At 52.4% G+C, this 20,267-nt stretch carries 18 protein-coding genes; 13 read left to right on the forward strand and 5 right to left on the reverse strand.

Annotated elements, in window-relative coordinates; all coding sequences use genetic code 11:
• The first annotated feature begins 56 nt into the window (after nt 1–56).
• The 3 genes from aspS to ACTQ3R_RS11175 all read left to right on the forward strand — a co-directional run bounded on the left by aspS (nt 57) and on the right by ACTQ3R_RS11175 (nt 4,053).
• Nucleotides 57–1,871 carry an aspartate--tRNA ligase gene (aspS, locus tag ACTQ3R_RS11165; protein WP_441779335.1) on the forward strand — a complete coding sequence of 605 codons (1,815 nt, stop codon included), beginning with the start codon at nt 57–59 and terminating at the stop codon, nt 1,869–1,871.
• 142 nt (nt 1,872–2,013) lie between these two features.
• Complete coding sequence (locus ACTQ3R_RS11170; protein WP_441779334.1) at nt 2,014–2,874, forward strand: fumarylacetoacetate hydrolase family protein; 861 nt, start codon at nt 2,014–2,016, stop codon at nt 2,872–2,874.
• A gap of 6 nt (nt 2,875–2,880) precedes the next feature.
• A complete protein-coding gene (locus ACTQ3R_RS11175; protein ID WP_441779333.1) occupies nt 2,881–4,053 on the forward strand; it encodes a glycoside hydrolase family 3 N-terminal domain-containing protein in 1,173 nt (390 codons plus the stop codon).
• Between the two features lie 140 nt (nt 4,054–4,193).
• Here the strand turns inward: ACTQ3R_RS11175 and ACTQ3R_RS11180 are convergent, their stop codons facing one another.
• Nucleotides 4,194–5,036, reverse strand: coding sequence for a helix-turn-helix domain-containing protein (locus ACTQ3R_RS11180; RefSeq protein ID WP_441779332.1), 843 nt, complete (start codon nt 5,034–5,036; stop codon nt 4,194–4,196).
• Between the two features lie 596 nt (nt 5,037–5,632).
• On the opposite strand from ACTQ3R_RS11180, the gene ACTQ3R_RS11185 reads away from it, so the two are divergent.
• From ACTQ3R_RS11185 to ACTQ3R_RS11230, 10 genes are all read left to right on the forward strand, one after another.
• The gene (locus ACTQ3R_RS11185) at nt 5,633–5,857 is read left to right on the forward strand and encodes a phosphoribosylglycinamide formyltransferase (RefSeq protein ID WP_101691721.1); all 225 of its coding nucleotides are present in this window, start codon (nt 5,633–5,635) and stop codon (nt 5,855–5,857) included.
• 1 nt (nt 5,858) lies between these two features.
• Nucleotides 5,859–6,470 carry a recombinase family protein gene (locus ACTQ3R_RS11190; protein ID WP_441779368.1) on the forward strand — a complete coding sequence of 204 codons (612 nt, stop codon included), beginning with the start codon at nt 5,859–5,861 and terminating at the stop codon, nt 6,468–6,470.
• Between the two features lie 199 nt (nt 6,471–6,669).
• Nucleotides 6,670–7,779: a DNA cytosine methyltransferase gene (locus ACTQ3R_RS11195; RefSeq protein ID WP_021919700.1), complete on the forward strand. Its 1,110-nt coding sequence runs from the start codon at nt 6,670–6,672 to the stop codon at nt 7,777–7,779.
• A gap of 12 nt (nt 7,780–7,791) precedes the next feature.
• The gene (locus tag ACTQ3R_RS11200; RefSeq protein ID WP_021919699.1) at nt 7,792–8,853 is read left to right on the forward strand and encodes a restriction endonuclease PLD domain-containing protein; all 1,062 of its coding nucleotides are present in this window, start codon (nt 7,792–7,794) and stop codon (nt 8,851–8,853) included.
• Complete coding sequence (locus ACTQ3R_RS11205; RefSeq protein ID WP_021919698.1) at nt 8,850–10,745, forward strand: Z1 domain-containing protein; 1,896 nt, start codon at nt 8,850–8,852, stop codon at nt 10,743–10,745. Before ACTQ3R_RS11200 ends, ACTQ3R_RS11205 begins: the two co-directional genes overlap by 4 nt.
• 22 nt (nt 10,746–10,767) lie before the next feature.
• A complete protein-coding gene (locus ACTQ3R_RS11210) occupies nt 10,768–11,193 on the forward strand; it encodes a very short patch repair endonuclease (RefSeq protein WP_021919697.1) in 426 nt (141 codons plus the stop codon).
• Between the two features lie 305 nt (nt 11,194–11,498).
• On the forward strand, nt 11,499–11,807 hold the full coding sequence (locus ACTQ3R_RS11215) for a DUF3847 domain-containing protein (RefSeq protein WP_021919696.1): 309 nt from the start codon (nt 11,499–11,501) through the stop codon (nt 11,805–11,807).
• A gap of 2 nt (nt 11,808–11,809) precedes the next feature.
• Entirely contained in the window at nt 11,810–13,282 is a 1,473-nt protein-coding gene (gene mobQ, locus ACTQ3R_RS11220; protein WP_441779367.1) for a MobQ family relaxase, read from the forward strand.
• A 14-nt stretch (nt 13,283–13,296) separates the two neighbouring features.
• On the forward strand, nt 13,297–13,911 hold the full coding sequence (locus ACTQ3R_RS11225; RefSeq protein WP_021919694.1) for a hypothetical protein: 615 nt from the start codon (nt 13,297–13,299) through the stop codon (nt 13,909–13,911).
• A gap of 77 nt (nt 13,912–13,988) precedes the next feature.
• On the forward strand, nt 13,989–15,626 hold the full coding sequence (locus ACTQ3R_RS11230) for a recombinase family protein (protein ID WP_441779331.1): 1,638 nt from the start codon (nt 13,989–13,991) through the stop codon (nt 15,624–15,626).
• Nucleotides 15,627–15,700: 74 nt separating this feature from the next.
• On the opposite strand, the gene ACTQ3R_RS11235 is transcribed toward ACTQ3R_RS11230, so the two are convergent.
• From ACTQ3R_RS11235 to ACTQ3R_RS11250, 4 genes are all read right to left on the reverse strand, one after another.
• Nucleotides 15,701–16,645, reverse strand: coding sequence for an AEC family transporter (locus tag ACTQ3R_RS11235; RefSeq protein ID WP_441779330.1), 945 nt, complete (start codon nt 16,643–16,645; stop codon nt 15,701–15,703).
• Nucleotides 16,646–16,711: 66 nt separating this feature from the next.
• The gene (locus ACTQ3R_RS11240; RefSeq protein WP_441779329.1) at nt 16,712–17,920 is read right to left on the reverse strand and encodes a PSP1 domain-containing protein; all 1,209 of its coding nucleotides are present in this window, start codon (nt 17,918–17,920) and stop codon (nt 16,712–16,714) included.
• Between the two features lie 36 nt (nt 17,921–17,956).
• Nucleotides 17,957–18,889 carry a DNA polymerase III subunit delta gene (locus ACTQ3R_RS11245; protein ID WP_441779328.1) on the reverse strand — a complete coding sequence of 311 codons (933 nt, stop codon included), beginning with the start codon at nt 18,887–18,889 and terminating at the stop codon, nt 17,957–17,959.
• Nucleotides 18,890–18,913: 24 nt separating this feature from the next.
• Nucleotides 18,914–20,227 (reverse strand): aminotransferase class I/II-fold pyridoxal phosphate-dependent enzyme, encoded by a 1,314-nt coding sequence (locus ACTQ3R_RS11250; protein ID WP_441779327.1) that lies wholly within the window; start codon nt 20,225–20,227, stop codon nt 18,914–18,916.
• Nucleotides 20,228–20,267: the final 40 nt, after the last annotated feature.

Genomic DNA, 20,267 nt, shown 5'->3' on the forward strand with positions numbered 1-20,267 from the left:
ACTAAGCTTGAGGAAAATTGATTTTGCTTTGCTATATTTCTTTTCAATAATACAAAATGGAGTTGATTTTTGTGGATAATCTTCAGGGTTTCCACCGCAGCCATTACTGCGGGGACCTGCGTGCCGCTGACGCGGGCAAGACCATTTCCGTATGCGGCTGGGTACAGCGCCAGCGTGACAAGGGTGCGCTGATCTTTGTGGATCTCCGGGACCGCACCGGCATCCTCCAGCTGACCTTTGACGATGCCACCGCCCGAGACGTCTTCGAGAAGGCCAAGAGCCTGCGCTCGGAGTATGTGGTGGCCGCCACCGGCAAGCTGAAGGAGCGTGAGGCCAAGACCGACAAGATCGCTACCGGCGATGTGGAGCTCTACGTCACTGAGCTTCGCCTGCTGGCCAAGGCTGAGACCCCGCCCTTTGCCATTGAGGAGGACAGCCAGGTCAACGATATGCTCCGGCTGAAGTACCGCTACCTGGACCTGCGCCGCCCGGACATGCAGCACGCCATCGCCACCCGGCACAAGATCACCAAGATTGCCCGTGACTACTTTGACGAGCAGGGCTTTTTGGAGATCGAAACCCCCATTCTCACCAAATCCACCCCCGAGGGCGCTCGGGACTACCTGGTCCCCTCTCGGGTCCATCCCGGCAAGTTCTATGCCCTGCCCCAGTCCCCCCAGCAGTATAAGCAGCTGCTGATGCTCTCCGGCTTTGACCGCTACTTCCAGATTGCCCGGTGCTTCCGGGACGAGGACCTGCGGGCCGACCGCCAGCCGGAGTTCACCCAGATCGACCTGGAGATGTCCTTTGTGAACGAAGACGACATCATGGCCATCCAGGAGGGCTTCCTGAAGCGGGTCTTCAAGGAAGTTCTGGATGTGGACGTGCAGACTCCCTTCCAGCGCATGCCCTGGCAGGAGGCCATGGACCGCTTCGGTTCCGACAAGCCCGACCTGCGTTTTGGCTTTGAGCTCAAGGACATCAGCGACATCGTGAAGGACTGCGGCTTTGGCGTCTTCTCCGGCCCTGTGGCTGAGGGCGGCTCCGTGCGCCTTATCAACGTCAACGGCCACGCCGCTGACTTCCCCCGGAAGAAGATCGACAAGCTGGTGGACTTTGTCAAGACCTATAAGGCCAAGGGCCTGGCCTGGGCCCGGATGATCGACGGCCAGGTGACCAGCTCCTACCAGAAGTTCCTCACCGAGGAGGAGAACAAGGCCATTCTGGAGCGCGCTGAGGCCAAGGACGGCGACCTCATTCTCATTGTGGGCGATGCCAAGAACACTGTAGTGTGGGCCGCTCTGGGCGCTCTGCGCTGTGAGATCGCCCGAGAGCTGGGCATTCTGGATCCCAAGGACTTCAAGTTCCTGTGGGTCACCCAGTTCCCCATGTTCGAGTGGAGCGAGGAGGAGGGCCGCTACCAGGCCATGCACCACCCCTTCACCGCACCCATGGTGGAGGACGAGGACAAGATCCTCTCCGACAAGGCCAACTGCCGGGCCCGTGCCTACGACATCGTCCTCAACGGCACCGAGCTGGGCGGCGGTTCCATCCGCATCAACACCCCCGAGATGCAGGAGAAGGCCTTCCAGGCCCTGGGCATCAGCGACGAGGACATTCAGGAGCGCTTTGGCCACCTGGTGGGCGCCTTCAAATTTGGCGCACCTCCTCACGGCGGCCTGGCCTACGGCCTGGACCGGCTGTGCATGCTCATGGCGGGCGCCGGCTCCATCCGGGACGTGATTGCCTTCCCCAAGGTACAGAATGCCTCCGACCTGATGATGGCCTGCCCCGACTTTGTGGATGACAAGCAGCTGGACGACCTGTCCATCGCCGTCACCCGCAAGGAGCAGGAGGAGTCCGAAGTCTGAATTCTTCCCCCGTCATCCACAAAGGGGCCCCATGGCACATGGGGCGCGCCCTTTGGCGGGTAAAATTTCCTTATATATCTTCTGACCCAATCCGGGGCCGGCTCCAGAACGGGCCGGCCCCCGTTTTCTAGGAGGAATGTTTATGAAGCTCACCCAATTCTGGCGAAATGGCCAGCCCGCCCTGGGCCTCTGGACCGACCGGGGCATCGTGGATGTGGCCGCCGAGGCCACCCAAAAGGGCTGCACCGTGCCGGACACCATGGCCGCGGCCCTTCCTCTGGGCAGTGAGGCCCTGAACCGGCTGCTGAAGCCCCTGCTGGAGGATGCCCAGTGCTTTACCGATGCCCCCCTGGCCCCTGTGGTCACCCAGCCGGGGCGCATTCTGTGCATTGGCCTCAACTACCGCCAGCACGCCAAGGAGTGTAACCTCCCCCTCCCCCCTGCCCCGGTGCTGTTCAATAAATTTTCCAACGCCCTGGCTGCCCATGGGGATGTCATTTCTCTTCCCGGTGATTACAAAGAGTATGATTACGAGGCAGAATTAGTCGCTGTTATGGGAAGACCCGCCCGGAATGTGGATCCGGGCCACGCTCTGGACTACGTCTTTGGCTACACCTGCGGCAACGATCTGTCCACCCGCGATCTGCAGTTTGCACGGGGAGGTCAGTGGCTGCTGTCCAAAACCTTTGACGGCTTTGCTCCCATTGGTCCCTGCCTGGTCACTGGGGACAGCCTGGACCCGGAGCATCTGGACATCTCCAGCACTGTAAACGGAGAGGTGCGCCAGCACTCCAACACCTCGGATATGATTTTTTCTCTCCGGGATATCATCGCCGACCTGTCTCACCACTTTACCCTCCAGCCCGGCGACCTGATTTTTACCGGCACGCCCCAGGGGGTCATGCAGGGCTACCCCGCCGACCAGAAGCGCTGGCTGCGGCCCGGTGACCGGGTGGACATCTCCATCCAGGGCATTGGGACCCTCTCCAACACCTTCTGCTAAAAGCCTATGAAGCGCCTTTTCGTTTTTTTATTGGCTCTGGGCCTGCTTGCAGGCTGCTCCTCCGCGCCCGCGCGCTTTTTTCCCTATGAACCGGCCCAATCTGCCTTCTCCCTTCTGCCGGTACGCAGTAAGCGTCCGCCGCCGCCTGAAGAACCGCAGCCCGATCCCCGGCAGGAGGTCATTGATGCTCTTCTCTCCACCATGACGGTGGAAGAAAAGGTGGGACAGCTCTTCTTTGCCCGCTGTCCTCTGAACGATGGGGCCGCCCTGGCCCAGGAGTATCACCTGGGAGGCTACCTTCTCTTTGGCCGGGATTTTAAACACAAGACCCGTGAGCAGGTGCAGGAGACTATCGCCTCCTACCAGGCTGCCGCCTCCATCCCCATGCTCATGGGTGTGGATGAGGAGGGTGGGACCGTGGCCCGTGTCAGCACCAATCCAAATCTTCGCGCCCAGCGCTTTTCCTCTCCCCAGGAACTTTACGCCCAGGGAGGACTGGAGGCCATTGTGGCCGATACAGCGGAAAAGGATGCCCTCCTGCAAGACCTGGGCATCCACGTAAACTTTGCCCCGGTAGCCGACCTTTCCACCAATCCGGAGGACTTTATTTACCCCCGCACCCTGGGCCGGGGTGCTCAGGAGACGGCAAATTACATTTCCGCTGTGGTGTCTCAGATGGAATCGGACGGCATGGGCAGCGTATTAAAGCACTTCCCCGGCTATGGCCCCAATGAAGACACCCACACCGGCTCCGCCCTGGACGAGCGGCCCTTGGATCAGTTCCGGGCCGAAGATTTTCTCCCCTTCCAGGCAGGGTTCCAGGCCGCGCAAAAAGGCCACACCGCCGTGCTGGTCTCCCACAATATTATGGCGGCGGTGGATGATACCCTGCCCGCCTCCCTCTCCCCTGCCGTCCACCAGCTTCTGCGGGAGGAACTGGGCTTTCCGGGGGTCATCCTCACCGATGACCTTGCCATGGCTGCGGCGGCCGAATACGGCACTTCTGCGGCGGTATTGGCCCTGCTGGCAGGAAATGATATGCTGGTGACGACGGATTTTGCCTCTGAAATCCCACAGGTACTCTCCGCACTTCAGGAGGGTACACTCACCATGCAGCAGATCGACCAAGCCGCGGCACGGGTGCTGGGCTGGAAATATGACCTGGGCCTTCTCTCATAAAAAAATCCCGCCGTTTAGACGGGTGCTCGTAAGAAAGTAATTCACTCAAAATTACACTTACGGCATCTGTCAGACGGGATTGGGTAAATGAAATATGCTGGACATGGTTGATTTTAACCGTGTCCAGCATATTTTTTTGCCTATTTGCGTTTTCTTTTCCCTTTTCCGTGGGTCATATTGGTTTTCCCTCGTTGGTTAATAGAGGGTTTCAGGTGTTTGGACAGTTTCAAAACCTCTATTAGATTTACAAACTGCTCCATCGTGATCGCATCATAGTCAATACCAAAGGTTGCGAGGAAAATGCGGGCCTGCTTTTCTGCATTGCTGCCTTTGTAGTTCGTGGCTTCCTGCAAACTCTTTTGCACATCCAGCGCCGGAGAATGGCTGTCCGCAGTGGTTGCATCATTTTGATGGGCTTCCCGAATATCCTGAAGGATCAGTTTCAAATCGTCAGAAATAACATGGCAAAAATACTCGTCCTCTTGTATTTGTGCAAGTTCCAGTGTCCGCAGATACAGATCATTTTCCGTTTCTCCCTGCTGCATCAGTACCATTTGACGAACGGCTTGCAGTACAGCGTTCATATCGCTAATCCGCATATCAGCGATCCGATCCACATAAATCTCCGCATCCAGCATCATTTTCTGAAAATCATGGTGACTGATAATTTCCGACAGCAGCCGGGGGTTGAATTTCCCGGCTTTCAGAACATCAATCGCATCATCACTCAGGTGCAGGGCACTCAGCTCTGTGTCTGAGTGATTTTTTTGTTCTGACACCCCTAACAGATAATCCGTAGTCACATGATAAAACTTTGCCAGTGTGACGATGGCAAAAGGGCTTATGTCCTTATAATCATCATTCTCGTATTTGCCGAGCGCAGATTTGGAAAGCCCGGTCTGGTCGGCCAGCTGTTCCAAGGTAAGTCCGTGCTCCACCCGCAAATCCTTCAATTTTTCTTGAATAGTTAAGGTCGTATTCATGCCAAGCCTCCCCACCGCTCTATTTCTTTTATTATAACACAGCTTGTCCATAAGCGTGGAAATTGCTGCTTTTTCAGAGCCTTTTCCATCCTTTTGGATATACGGGAATGGTCATGTTTTTTCGCTAAAATGTACTTGTCGCAAGACTCCGTAGCTTGAAAAGTACATGACCGTCCGAATGGGATATGTTCTCCGGCGAAGTATCGCCACGACATGAGCGTACCAAAGAGAACAAAACGCTGGGGTGAGATTCCCGGGCAGGAACGGCATTCGGGAAAAACGGCGCTTAAAAACGCAGGCAAAAATCAATCCATGTGAAATCAGCGAACAAACTGCAATTTTAGTATTGCTACCCACACCAAAAAGCGTTGCACCGCACAGCGTACACAGTACAGCGTTCTGTGTGGATATTCGCTGTTTTACTTGATTTCGCACAAACCAGCAAAACGGAAAAGCGGGGGCTGTGAACAGGGCATCACAAGCAAAAATTCCAGTTTGAAATTGAGTTTTAGCAAAACAAAGCTTTGCAGCAAATGGAGTTTATCACGGAATAGATTCTGTTCGCCGCAGAGCCAACAAAACAGGAGGACTTTTCTATGAGCAATCACGAGAATTACAGGAACGAGATCAAAGCCTACATTGTCAGGGCTGGCATGACCATGAGCGAGGTAGTGGAGGTTTTGGCTGACGAATACGGATGGAGCAGCAGCGTCCCCAACCTGTCCGGGAAATTAAAGCGTGGTTCTTTACGCTATGGCGAGGCGGTGGAGTTGGCGGATGTGCTGGGGTACGACATTGTGTGGCAGAAACGGAGGAAATAAGATCGAGCAGAAAATTTATGGGTACATCCGTGTTTCCACCAGAGAGCAAAATGAAGATCGCCAGGTCATTGCCCTCCGGGAAGTGGGCGTACCTGAGAGAAATGTTTATATCGACAAACAATCCGGCAAGGATTTCAAGCGTCCGCAGTACAAGAAACTGCTGCGAAAAATGAAAAAAGACGATCTGCTCTATATCAAGAGCATTGACCGTCTGGGACGCAATTACGCCGAAATATTGGAGCAATGGCGCTTTCTCACAAAGGAAAAAGGCATTGACATTGTGGTGCTGGATATGCCGCTTTTGGATACACGGAGAGGCAAGGATTTGCTGGGAACCTTCCTCAGCGACATTGTGCTGCAAGTGCTGTCCTTTGTGGCAGAGAACGAGCGCACCAACATCCGGCAGCGGCAGGCTGAGGGTATTGCTGCGGCCAAGGCCAAGGGCATTCGGTTTGGGCGGCCGCCCAAACCGTTGCCCGAGAATTTCCACTCCGTTTACCAGCGTTGGAAAATGGGAGAAATCACCGGGACGGCAGCAGCAAAGGAATGTGGGATGCCCCTTGCTACCTTCCGTTACCGGGCAGAGATTTACGAAAAAGCCAAGTTGTTGTAAAGGGGGTGTTTTTACAGGAATGTGTACTTTCCTGTAAATAGATACACCTTTCCATAATATTTTTATTATACCTCTTTTAACAGAAAAAGTCTATCAGTAAAATTCCTTTTTCGCTATTAGGCAAACAACTACAAGTTATCTAAATCTCCTACAAAAAAGTACACCTTCATGTAAAGGATTCTAATGGAGGGTACTAAAAGTGGGAAATACCAATGAGACTTTAAGAAAGCCGAGAATTGTTTCTATCTTTTCCGGCTGTGGAGGCCTTGACTATGGCTTTCACATGGAAGGATATGAAACAATATGGGCTAACGATTTTGCAGAATGGGCGTGCAAATCCTTTGCCGCCAATTTCGGCGATGTTATTCACTATAAGGATATTACCAAGATAGATCCTTACACCGACACCACTATCCCAGAATGTGACATTGTTCTGGGTGGTTTTCCGTGTCAGGACTTCTCTATTATCTGGAAACAGCCCGGTCTGAACGGCACCCGTGGCGGTCTGTTCAGACATTTTGCAGAATTTGTTGATGCAAAGAAACCGAAAGCGTTTGTTGCTGAGAATGTTAAGGGGCTAATTACGGCCAATAACGGGAGGGCCATTGACACCATTATCAAAGACTTCGAAAGCATCGCTCCCGGCTATGTGGTAAAGCCCCATCTGTATAACTTTGCGGAATACGGCGTGCCACAGTTCAGAGAGCGTGTCCTCTTTGTCGGTGTCAGAATTGATACGGGATTTGACTTTGTTCATCCCAAGCCTTCTCATGGCCCGAACGGTACACTTCCTTATGTGACAGCAGGCGAAGCGCTGGAGGGTGTTGAAAAGGTTCCTACTAATAACGAGCATATCAACATCAAGGAAAAGACACGGAAGGTTCTTGAACTAATTCCCGAGGGCGGCAACTTCACGGATATTCCAAAGGATAATCCACTGTATGTTAAGGGCATGATTAGCCATGTTTACCGCAGAATCAAGAGAGATGAGCCAGCTAAGACAATTATTGCTGCTGGTGGCGGCGGGACATGGGGATATCACTATCCTGAACCTCGTCCTCTGACTAACAGAGAGCGTGCACGGCTGCAGTCTTTCCCTGACGATTTTATTTTTGAAGGCAGCGTCACGGAAGTACGCAGACAAATCGGCAACGCTGTTCCTCCTGTGGGTGTGCGGGCTGTTGCTAAGCGCTTACTCCCCTTGTTTACAGGGAAATATACCCCTGTCGATTTGCTGCCGGAATACGAGAAGATGAAAGCCATGACGGTTAAGCAAAGACTTGAGTATGTAACATTACAAATGAACTAAGGGGGACAGAGTATGGATTTTTTGTTTTCCAACTATCCTCCGATGAAGACTGGAAACAAAACATTCGCGGAGGCGTTCTACAGCCTGCTCCCGAAAACTTCAAAATTAGATATTGCCGTAGGTTATGTGTCTGCCGATTCATTGATTGAGTTGCAAAAAACTATCGAATTGAACAGCAATATTCGCACATTGAACCTCATTATCGGGATGCATTATTTTGACCATTTTACCAAAGTACAGTACGATGCGGCAATGCACCTAAATGATTTCTTGGCGGGTAATCAGATGGGTGGCGTCCGGCTTGTCAATGCTTTCCGCTATCACGGAAAACTGTATTCTTATAGCAATGCTACTGGTCCGTTTGCAGGAATTGTAGGATCGAACAACCTAAGCAGCATTGTAGATGGCGGCGTTCGTATGTATGAGAGTTCTGTTTTATTGAACGATGAGGTATCTGCTAAACAGATAAACGCGTTCATCCGTCAGCTTATGCAAACCTCTACAAGAAACATTGCCGAGTTGGAAATTGACACATTCAATAATGAAAATGCACTGCTGGATGGACACGAATTTGTTGAAAAAGTGGCTCCTCAGAATCTTGCAAAAGCAATAAATGCGAAAACAGACATTTCTTTTGAAATACCCATTAAACCATATGAAGTGTCTCCGCAAAGCAACTTGAATGCATTTTTTGGAAAAGGCAGAGAATCCAAAAACGGTCTTGTCAAACCACGACATTGGTACGAAGTTGAGCTGATTGTACCCAAAAATGTGACAAGTCAGCCTGGATATCCGCAAAGCCAAACCGATAATGCAGTTTTCACAGTTATTACCGATGATGGATGGTCATTTAAGTGTAAGGTCAGCGGTGATTACAGCAAAAATTTCCGTTCAGAAGGCGATTTGAAAATTCTTGGGAAATGGCTGAAAGGGCGCTTGGAAAACGCAGGTGTACTGGCCGTCGGTAATCCGGTTACCGCAGATACGCTGAGGCGTTATGGGCGCAATTCATTTGCACTTACAAAGACAACCATACCGGGAATCTGGTTTCTTGATTTTGGGGTGGGACAATGAGTTACTTGCAATCTTATTTAGATAGAATCCGCGGCAAAGGAAACCCTGCTCTTGCAGATGCAATCCATAAAACAGTTGAGGATATAGTTCCGCAGTACATTTCCAATTTTTCTTTTACTGATCATGTTGTAAGCCTGTTAGTGGGTGATGTTCAAAGCGGTAAAACGAGCCATATGTTTGGACTTATGTGTGCTGCTGCTGATGAAAGTTTTATGAATTTTGTTCTGCTGACAACAGACAATATTCTGCTACAACAGCAGACCTATCAAAGAGCGCAACGGGATCTTTGTGATTTCTGCGTTTGCGATGAAAATGATTACCTAAAATTTGTTCAGAACAATCTGCACAAACCCGCAGTAATTGTTTTGAAAAAGAATACTTCTGTGCTGAAGCAGTGGAAAAACAATTTCTCTTCAACCAATTTCTGCGCCGGTAATCCGCTGTTTATTGTAGATGATGAGGCCGATGCTGCCAGTCTGAACACTCAGGTGAATAGAAATAAGCAAAGTACCATCAATAAAAATTTGGAAGCCATCAAGAAAACAACTTCCAGTAGTATTTATATGCAAGTAACCGGTACACCGCAGTCTATTCTTCTGCAAACAGCCAAAAGCGGTTGGAAACCCTATTTTATCTATTATTTTAGGCCGGGCAAGGGTTATATGGGAGGGGATTTCTTTTTTCCACCGGAACCACCGAAACAGGTTATTCTTACAGACAATGATGAAGCCGAAGAACTTTTGAATGACGATGAATTTCCAGAAAATGGACTAAAAACTGCGTTGATCATGCATTTGATTTCCTCCGGTCATATTATGCTGAACGGTGGAACGGTCTGTAATTTTCTAATTCATCCGAGCATGAAAACCAGCCAGCATTCCTGTTTTGCAAATAAAATCGGGAACTATTTGAATGAAATTTCTCATTCCCATAACGAGGCGGAAACGAGAGAGGCATTTGAACGCGCCTATGAGTCATTGAGAGAAACAAAAACGGACATTCTGCCGTTTGAGCAGATTTATGGCTTTATAGCAGAGCAGCTTCAGGAGGATAAAATCGGTATTCTAATGCTGAACTCTATCGTATCTTATGATGAAAATACGCAGTATGAAAAAGGCATCAATGTTATTGTTGGAGGCAACAGTTTAGGCCGTGGAGTGACTTTCCCGCAGCTCCAAACAATTTACTATTGCCGTGTTGCAAAAAGTCCGCAAGCTGATACTATGTGGCAACATGCAAGAATGTTTGGCTATGACCGTGATCCCTGCCTGCTCCGTGTATTCATGCCACCGAAACTGTTCAAGTTGTTCTCTGATATTAACAGAACTAACAACAGTATCATCAAGCAGATTGAAAACTCCAGCAACGGATGTGACATTAAGATTTTCTATCCTACTGGCCTGAAGCCCACCAGAAAAAATGTGCTGGACAAAAAAGCTGTTGGAATCTATTCAGGTGGAGTCAACTATTTCCCGTTTTATCCTGTGAATAAGGATGTTGCATCCATTGATATGTTGCTTCAGTCGTTTGGGGATGACTTGTATACTGTTAGTTTGAAACTAATTAAAAAGGTTATGGAGCAGCTTGATTCTGAAACAGCAGACGATTGGAATGCAAAAGCCTTTATTGGTTTTGTCAACACGCTGTTGGCTACCGACCCGACAGCTCAAGGAAAGCTGATCGTCCGCAGAAATAGAGATATTGGTAAGGGAACCGGCACTTTGCTTTCTCCCACCGACCGCAATCTGGGCGATACCTATCCCGATGATCTGGTACTTACCATGTACAAAATTACAGGCAATAAGGCCAAGGGGTGGGACGGAACACAACTTTGGATTCCTAATATCAAATTGCCTGGTGACTGTGCATACTACACTGGGGAAACCATCTGAGTATAGATGGAGGTGATTTCCAATGGCTGATACCAAAACTCCCGCTGAACGCAGCGAAAATATGTCTCGAATCCGCAGCACCAACACCAAGCCGGAGGAAATCGTAAGGAAATATCTATTCAGCCACGGTTTCCGTTACCGCAAAAATGACAAACGCTATCCGGGAAAGCCCGATATTGTCCTGCCAAAATACCACACTATCATTTTTGTCAACGGATGCTTCTGGCATATGCATGGTTGCTCCCGCTCCAGACTTCCTCGTTCCAATCAAGAATACTGGAAGCCCAAAATTGAACGAAACATCCAGCGGGATGCAGAAAATCAACAAAAACTGGAGGCTGACAGTTGGAAGGTGATTGTAGTCTGGGAATGTGAATTGAAAAAGCGTACAGCCGAAGAACGACTATCCCGATTATGCGATGAAATTCGAAAAAGCAATGATTATTAGGAATCTCGAAAAGCCCTTAGGGACTAAGGGCGCACTTCTATACAGGGTAAACCCTGTATGTGTGCGCTCTGCGAGGCAAACAGCCCGGACGATGGAAGTCCGGGCTGTTTTGCGTCACTGCGTTCCGTACAAGGGGCTGCACCCCTTGCGCCGCTTATGCGGCTATCCCTACCCGCTTTGGATGGGAAACAATCTGTTTGCACAGACAGTTTCCCATCCAAAGCCTAAAACTCAACACGCAAATTTTACCGCTTGTCCGAAAGACAGGCGGTATTTTTTATCTGCAAATAAAGGAGGAATCTACGATGCCAACAACCGAAAAACTGAAACAGGAGATCGCAGACGCAGAAAAGAAGTTGGCGCAGGAGCGCAGCAGGCTCCAGCGGCTGGAAAACCGAAAATCCTATTATGAGAAGGGAGACAGGAAGAAACGGGCGCACCGCCTCATTACCAGAGGGGCTGCCGTGGAGAGCATTGCACCGCTGGTAAAGGCTTTGAGCGAAACGGAGTTCTACGCTTTTACGGAAAAGGTTTTTACCTTGCCGGAAGTCAGGGCTTTGTTGATGGAGGCAGTCAATACACACAATCAAGAAAGCCAGAAAGGAAAGGGATAAGTATCGCACTATTTCACTTCCATGTTACCCAGATAAAACGCAGTGCAGGGCAATCCGCTGTTGCGTCCGCTGCTTACCGATCCGGGGAAAAGCTGCACAGCGAGTATTACGGAGAGGACAGCGACTACACTCAGAAAGGCGGTGTCCTCTGTTCTGAAATCCTGCTGCCGCCCCACGCTCCACCTTCCTTCGCAGACCGGCAGACCCTGTGGAACGAGGTGGAAAAGGCAGAACGGGGCAAGAAAGCCCAGCTTGCATACAGTTTTGACATTGCCTTGCAGAACAAGTTTTCCATGCAGGAGAACATCGGCCTTGCAAGGCAATTTTTATTGGAGCAGTTTGTGAGCCGGGGTATGGTGGTGGATTTCTCCGTTCACGCCCCCGACAAGGGAGATGGCGGCATTACCAACCCGCATTTTCATGTCATGTGTCCTATCCGTCCCCTGTTGACGGATGGGAAATGGGGCAGCAAACAGCGGCGGGAATATCTCTTGGATGAAAACGGGGAGCGCATCCGGGATGAAGCAGGAAATTATGTGTTCAACGCTGTCCCCACCACGGACTGGGGTAAACCGGAAACGCTGGAACATTGGCGGGAACAGTGGGCGGCAATGTGCAATGCTCGATTTGCCGAAAAAGGGCTGAATTGCCGCATCGACCACCGCAGCTACGAGCGTCAGGGCGTGGAGCAGCTGCCTACTGTCCATGAGGGACCGGCGATCCGCCAGATGGAGGCCAGAGGTATTCGTACTGATAAGGGCGATTTCAACCGCTGGGTCAAGGCGACCAATGCGTTGATCGGCAAACTGAAAAAGAAAATTACGGCGCTGCTTGACTGGCTGAAAGAAGCGCATGAGGAATTGAACAAATCGCAAGCCCCCAATCTGGCGCAGCTGCTCAGCGAGTATTACACCAACCGTAGCACAGGGGCATGGAGCCGGAAAGCGAAAATCGGAAATCTCAAAGAATTCAATGAGATTTGTAATTATCTCATGCAGAACAATTTGACAACGCCGGAACAGTTGCAGGAGCGTGTATCTGCGTTGAGTGACCGCATTGACACTTTGAAAAGTACCTTGTCTGGCAAATCTGACCGCAGGAAGGAGTTAGATGAGCTTCTCCGCATGGTACAGTTTTACGCTGACGGAAAACCTGTTGCTGACAAACTGGCAGCCATCAAGTGGAAAGGTAGGCGTGAGCAATTCATGTCTGAAAATGAAAATGCACTCCGCCTGTATCACATGGCAGAGCGCAAATTAAAGCCGCATTTTAAGGATGGGAAATTGCCGGTCACTGCATGGCGCAAGGAGCATGACCGTCTGGAACAGGAATACAAGACGGGGCAAGCGGAACTTTCGCCCATTTATGCGGAGGTGAAAAAACTCTGGCAGATCAAATACAAGGTAGAACAGGTTGTTCGTGCGCAGGAAAATCCCGAACAGAGCCGCAGGAAACAGCACCAGATCGACCATTAAGGAGGATTTCAAAAATGGAACTCAACTGGAAAGAGGATAGCAACCTCATAAGGAAACTTGCAAAAATACTTCTTGGAGATACGCTGCCCAATGGTAAACCTGTAAGTTCAATCATATTGCTTGATGATACTTCACGGGCTGAATTGCAGCGGTGGGCAAATATGAATGATGCGGAATTTGCAGCCGCACAACGCAGCGGCGATTCCGTCCGCATTGATGTGGATGATGTCATCAGGCAGCTGGAAGAAAAATATGCTCTTGACCCACAGTTACTTGATGATTTGCTTTCGGTGTTTGATGCAGATGATTTGGAACTTTGGGAAGAAATCAGTCAATGGGAAAATTCTGACCACGACGAGCCAACGGAATATGTTTTCTCCAATCCCTATTTTAAACTCGAACCGCTGTCGCCTGACCGCCCCAAACACAATTTCTGGTTTGACGAGACTGGACATATCCGTGTGAAAAATCCATCTGCTTTCTGGCTGCCGGAGTTTACTTTACAGCGTGAGATCGGCGGCACCATTTACACCATCACGGGCAGCTATGACGGGACAGAAACGCTGGATAGAAAAATGGAGCGCATTCTGACAGAAAAGTTTACAGAAAATACGGAGGATGATGAATGACAAATACCGGGAATCTTGGTACAATAGAAGCAACCAATCCTGTACTGACAGTTGCCCCTTTGAAGGAGGATACAGAAATGTTACGGGCAACTGAAAAAATTACGGCTCTCTATTGCCGCCTCTCCCAAGAGGATGCCAACGAGGGCGACAGTAATTCCATCACCAACCAAAAGGACATCCTGCTCCGATACGCAAAAGAGCACCGCTTCCCGAATCCAACATTTTTTGTGGATGACGGATACAGCGGCACAAACTATGACCGTCCCGGATTTCAACAGATGCTGTCAGAAATTGAGGCGGGGAAAGTGGCTGTTGTGCTGTCGAAAGACCTGTCCCGGCTGGGTCGAAATTCTTCCCTGACAGGCTTGTATATCAACTTCACTTTTCCCAAGTATGGTGTGCGCTATATCGCCATCAACGACCACTTCGACACCATTGACCCCAACAGCACCGACAACGATGTTGCGGGGATCAAAAACTGGTTCAATGAGTTTTTTGCCAAGGACACCAGCCGCAAAATCCGTGCGGTACAGAAGGCCAAGGGCGAGCAGGGCATCCCGCTGACGACCAATGTCCCCTTTGGCTACCGCAAAGACCCGGAGGATCGGACAAAGTGGGTCGTGGACGAGGCAGCCGCTCTTGTGGTCAAGCGTATCTTTAAGCTGTGTATGGAAGGCCGGGGGCCGATGCAGATTGCCAAACTCTTGCAGGCGGAACAGGTGCTCAACCCTACCGCCTATAAGCGGAGAGAGGGCATTAACACCCCAAGTCCTGAAACCGCTGATCCGTACCACTGGAACCCCAATACCGTTGTTCATATTCTGGAACGGCGGGAATACACCGGCTGTACGGTTAATTTCAAGACCTACACCAACTCCATCTGGGACAAGAAGCAGCGGGAAACACCCATTGAGAAGCAGGCGGTATTCTACAACACCCATCCGGCTATCATTGAGCAGGAAGTCTTTGACAAGGTGCAGGAGATCCGCAAGCAGCGCCACCGAAGGACAAAAACCGGAAAGAGTAGCCTGTTCTCCGGCATGGTTTACTGTGCTGACTGCGGGGCAAAGATGCGCTACTGCACCACCAACTACTTTGAGAAGCGGCAAGACCATTTTGTATGCGCCAGCTACCGCAGCAACACAGGAACCTGTTCGGCCCATTTCATCCGGGCAGTTGTACTGGAAGAATTGGTCTGGATGCACATGAAAACAGTAATCTCCTATGTAACCCGGCATGAATCCCATTTTCGGACAGTTATGGAGCATAGACTCCGGCTGTCCAGTGAAGAAGCTGTCCGGGGATACAAGAAGCGTCTGGCGCAGGCAGAACGCCGTCTTGGGGAACTTGACCGGCTGTTTATCCGTATCTATGAGGATAATGTGGCCGGGAAACTTTCTGATGAACGGTTTGCACTGATGAGCAAGACCTATGAGGACGAGCAGGCGCAGCTTAAAGTGGAAATCCAGACCTTGCAGCAGGAAATCGAAGTACAGGAACGACAGATTGAAAATTTGGAGCAGTTCATCCAGCGGGTACACAAATACGAGGATTTGCAGGAAATGACCCCTTACGCCTTGCGGGAGCTTGTCAAAGGAATCTACATCGAAGCGCCTGACAAGAGCAGTGGGAAGCGCAGACAGGGTATCCGAATCTCCTATGACCTTGTGGGCTTTATCCCCGTGGAGGAACTGATGAAACAGGAAACGGCATGACCGAAGCCATGCCGTTCCTGCAAAAAGCAATATTACTTTCTTATGCCCCCCGCTCTTTACCCGGCGGGATTTTTTTATCCTAAGATCAACATCAGGATGGGAATGGTGATAAAGCTGCAGAAAATGGACAAGCAGGACCCGGTAGCGGCATATTTCTCGTCGGCGCCATAGGCTCCGGCCATGACAGTGATCTGGCTGACCACCGGCAGGGCGCTCTCTACCACGAATACGCTCCGTGCAAGACCCGTCACCCCAAAAAGGGTACAAAAGCCCAGGCAGACCATGGGCGCCGCTACCAGCCGCAGCACCAGCATCAGAGCATGGCCGGGCAGCAGGCGCAGGTTTTTCAATCCCACCTCATAGACAATAAATCCGCAGTAAATGAGGGCCAGGGGGGTCACGGAATCGCTCACATAGCCCGCAAAGCGCATCAGGGGATCGGGCAGGCGCAGGTTCAGCACCAGCAGGCAGATGGAAAAGATCACACTCAGAATGGGAGGCTTTGTAAAAATATCCTTTAAAAATCCAAACACAGTGGCCTTTTCCGTGGAAACCGTCCCGGAGCGCTCCACAAGCAGAATCCCCACCGACTGGAGAAAGGTAGTATTGGATAAGTAATAGACCATCAAATAGGGCATACAGGCCTCTCCGAAGAGCTGGGTGCACACGGGTATACCGATAAACAGAGTATTGGACAGGCCCGCCATAGCCACAAACACACCCCACCGCTCTCGGGGCAGACGGAGCAGGGTAGCCGCTCCCATGGAAATCAGCAGTGTCATACCAACACCCAGCAGCCCCGCCACCAGCATCCAGCCCGCATGGGCCAGGCTGTCCCGGTCCAGGTTATTGAGCAGTCCTACAATGCAGTTGCAGGGCACCGCGATGTTGACAATATATTTGCTTACAAACCCTTTCTCCTGAGCCGTCATCCAGCCCAGCTGTCCCATAAAATACCCCAGGGACATAATCAGCAGCAGCACCAGGCAGGCAGACACCGCGTTGAAAAAGCCAGCCATGGATATCACTCTCCCCTAAATGATGTGGGCCCCGGCGCATTCTCTCCCCCGCCGGGGCCCACGGTTTTATTCACTCTTGGTCTCAGGGGCCTTCCCGCCGCTGCCCTTGGAACGGTGACGGCGGCGGCGCCGGTTGGGCTTGCGCTCCCCCTCTTTTGCCTCTCCGCCCGGTTCCTGATGCTTGGGCTGAGGCTGCTTTGCCGGGGCCGGTTCCTGTACAGGCGCCCCTTCTCCCAGCTCTGTTTTGGGCTTGCGGTGGCGGCTTCGATTGCGCCGGCGGGGCGCTTCCTCCTTGTTTTCCACTTCCTGCTTCTGCTGGGGCTCCTCCCGGCTGGGGAAGGCGGCCTCCAAAGCTGCAGACAGGCGCTCCTCCTCATTGAGGACGGTTCTCTCCTCCGGCTCCCGGCGCAGCTTTGCCAGCTCAGACAGGGGGGGCTCCACATAGCCCTCCGGCCGTTTTCCTTTTCCGTTGCGAATGACGCACAGCTCGCAGTTGTGGTAACACTTGGGGGACTCAGGGGCGGAATCCAGCCGCACTTGCACCGTCTGGCGCAGCAAATTGACGCTGCACACCGTACCCGCGCCGTCAGGGGTCTCCACAAAGGACTCCTGCTTGGGAGTAGTTTTCACCAGATCCTCATAGGCGTCCTGCTCATACTTTAAGCAGCACATAAGCCGCCCGCAGGTGCCGGAGATCTTTGTGGGGTTGAGGGACAGGTTCTGCGTTTTGGCCATCTTAATGGACACAGGCTGAAAATCATCCAAAAACTGAGAACAGCAGAAGGGCCGTCCGCAGATGCCCAGACCGCCCAGCATCTTTGCCTCATCCCGCACACCGATCTGACGCAGCTCAATGCGGGCATGGATGGCGCTGGCCAGGTCCTTCACCAGGGCACGGAAGTCCACTCTCCCCTCGGAGGTGAAGAAAAACAGAACCTTGCTGCCGTCAAAGCTATATTCCGCGCTGACCAGCTTCATATCAAGGCCATGCTCAGCAATCTTCTCCTGGCAGATGGAAAAGGCTTTTTTCTCCTTTTCCTTGTTTTTTTCCACCATGTCGGCGTCCTCCGGTGTGGCCAGGCGGACCACCGGGCGCAGAGGAGCGGTAAGCTCGATCTCGTCGATCATGGTGTTTCCCTGGACACACTGGGCATACTCCTGGCCACGGGTGGTCTCTACGATGACCCCGTCCCCCTCCTGGAACGAAATCCCGTTGGGATTAAAATAATATTGCTTTCCTCCGCTTTTGAAGCGGACACTGATAATTTCAATCATCCGAACGTCTCCTTTATGAAACAAAGGGGCTCCCCGTCAGGGGTTTTGAAACATTCCCGCACACAGCCAACCCGCCAGTTGGCCGGGATTTGCGTTGAGCTGAGCGGCGCCCCTCAGCTGTTTGACCAGTTCTGCCGCCTTCAGCAGCCGCCGCCGGTCTCCGCCCCTGGCAATATTCTCCCCCAGGGCGGCCTCCAGCGCATCCAGCAGGGCGGTCACTTCCTCCCGTCCCCCCTTGTCCAGGGCCATGGACGCTTGAAATACCGCCAGCTCATCTCCATGCTCCAACGCCTGGGCCAACGCCTGCGCCTGGCTTTTCCGCTCCGGTCCGGGGCCGTTTTCCTCCAAACGCTCCACGGCCCGGCCCAAAATTCCCTGGCAGTCCTCGGCGGCCTTTTTCAGCTCCGTCTCCGGCTTTTGCGGATAGCGGCTTTTCAGCCACAGCAAACACTCTCCTGGGGGCACAGGCGCCAAGGCCAGCTGCTCACACCGGGAGCGTATGGTCTGAAGCAGTCCTCCCGCATTGCTGGCCAGCAGCAAAAAGGAGGCATAGGCGGGTCCCTCCTCCAGCAGCTTCAGCATGGCATTTTGGGCGGAAGGATTCATCTGGTCGGCCTGTTCCAGCCAATAGACCTTTCGCTTTCCCTCATTGGGACGGATATAGGCGTCGGTACGCAGCGTGCGCACCTGATCCACGGTAATGGGTTTTCCCTCTCCCGGCCCGGAAATCACGGTCACATCGGGATGGATGCCCCGCAGTACCTTTTTGCAGGGGCCGCAGCTTCCACAGGGGCGGTGGGATGCCGGGGCTTCACAGAGCATAGCCTGGCTCACCAGCCGGGCCAGCGTATGGCGGCCTGACCCAACCGGGCCGCAGATGATATAGGCATGGGACAATCCCCGGCCCTCCTCCCGAAGGGAGAGCTGATCTTTGATTCTGCGGTTGCCCGCCAGTTGCGACAATTCCATAAAATTCCTCGCTGCTCTGCCGTTTTACAATGAGGTTACAACCCTTACCTCTGACTTTACATTATATCCTATTTGTGCAAAATAGGCCAGTTCTTTTTTTGAAATGACCTCTCCGGGGGAAACCACCGGCACACCTGGGGGATAGGGCGCGATCTGGCAGGCGGCCACCCTTCCCTCACACGCCTCCAGCGGGAACACTTCACTTTGGGCAAAGAGGGCCTGACGCACAGACAGGGCTCTCTGGGGCAGATGGGGCGCGGGCAGGGGCGGACAGGGGCCCAGGAAGGGCCGCAGCTCCTCCAGCACCTCCGCCAGCCGGTCAAAATTCCCCTCCAGGTCCTGGGGGGTGCAGATCAGCACCACATGGCCTCCGTCCTCCATCTCCGGGTAGACATTGCGCTGCTCCAGCATCCGGGCAAAGGCGGGCCCATCCTTCACACAGAGGGTCAGCCGGGTGGGGTCCAGCACCAGACCATCCCGGAGGCAGGGATACTGTTCTCGGAGAGCGGCCACGCGCCGGGCGGCCTTCCGGTAGGCCTCCGCTCCCCCGTCCTCCAGCCATTGCCGGGCGGCATCCAAGCTGGCCATGAGCACGTAGGAGGGGCTGGAAGTTCCATAGATGCTGGCATGGAGGCGGACCAGATCCTGGTCCATCCCATTGACAAACAGCAGTGCCGTCTGCCCCATGGCAGGCAAAGTCTTATGGGCGGAGACTACCACCAGGTCCGCTCCCTGAAAGGCTTCCACACCCAAAAAGGGCAGATGGGCCCCGTGGGCTCCATCCACAAAAAGTTTTCCACCATGTGTATGGACAATCCGCCCAATTTGGGAAACGTCCGATAACACACCGGCATAGGTTGGCGAGGTTATACAGACTGTTTTGATATTTGGATGCTGATGCAGAATTTTTTCCACATATTCCGGTTCAATGTGGCCAATGATCCCCTCCTCCTCCAGCCACGGCCGTTCCAGGTAGACGGGCTCCAGGTCCAAAAGGGCCAGGGCATTGAACACCGCCCGGTGGCAATTCCGGTCCACAAGCACCTCATCTCCGGGGCGGCAGCACAGGGAGAGGGCCGTATGAATGCCCATGGTGGAGCCCCCAGTCAAAAACTGGCAGCAGTCAAAGCCAAAGCGCTGGGCCCACAGATGCTGGGCAGAATCAAAGGGCTCTCCCCGCTGATAGAGGTTGCCGGTGGAGGAGATCTCCGTCACATCCAGCGCTGCCGCCTTCCGAAGCTCGGGAATGGGCAGAAACACCCCTTTGTGGCCGGGCATATGAAAGCGGGCGGGATCTTTTTGGGCATAGTCCTTCAACACATCATACAAGGGGGTCATGTCGGATACCTCCGGATATAAACTAAGCGGCGGGAGGAAC

The sequence above is a fragment of the Lawsonibacter sp. LCP25S3_E2 genome (genome assembly GCF_052117285.1).
Lineage (GTDB): Bacteria > Bacillota > Clostridia > Oscillospirales > Oscillospiraceae > Lawsonibacter.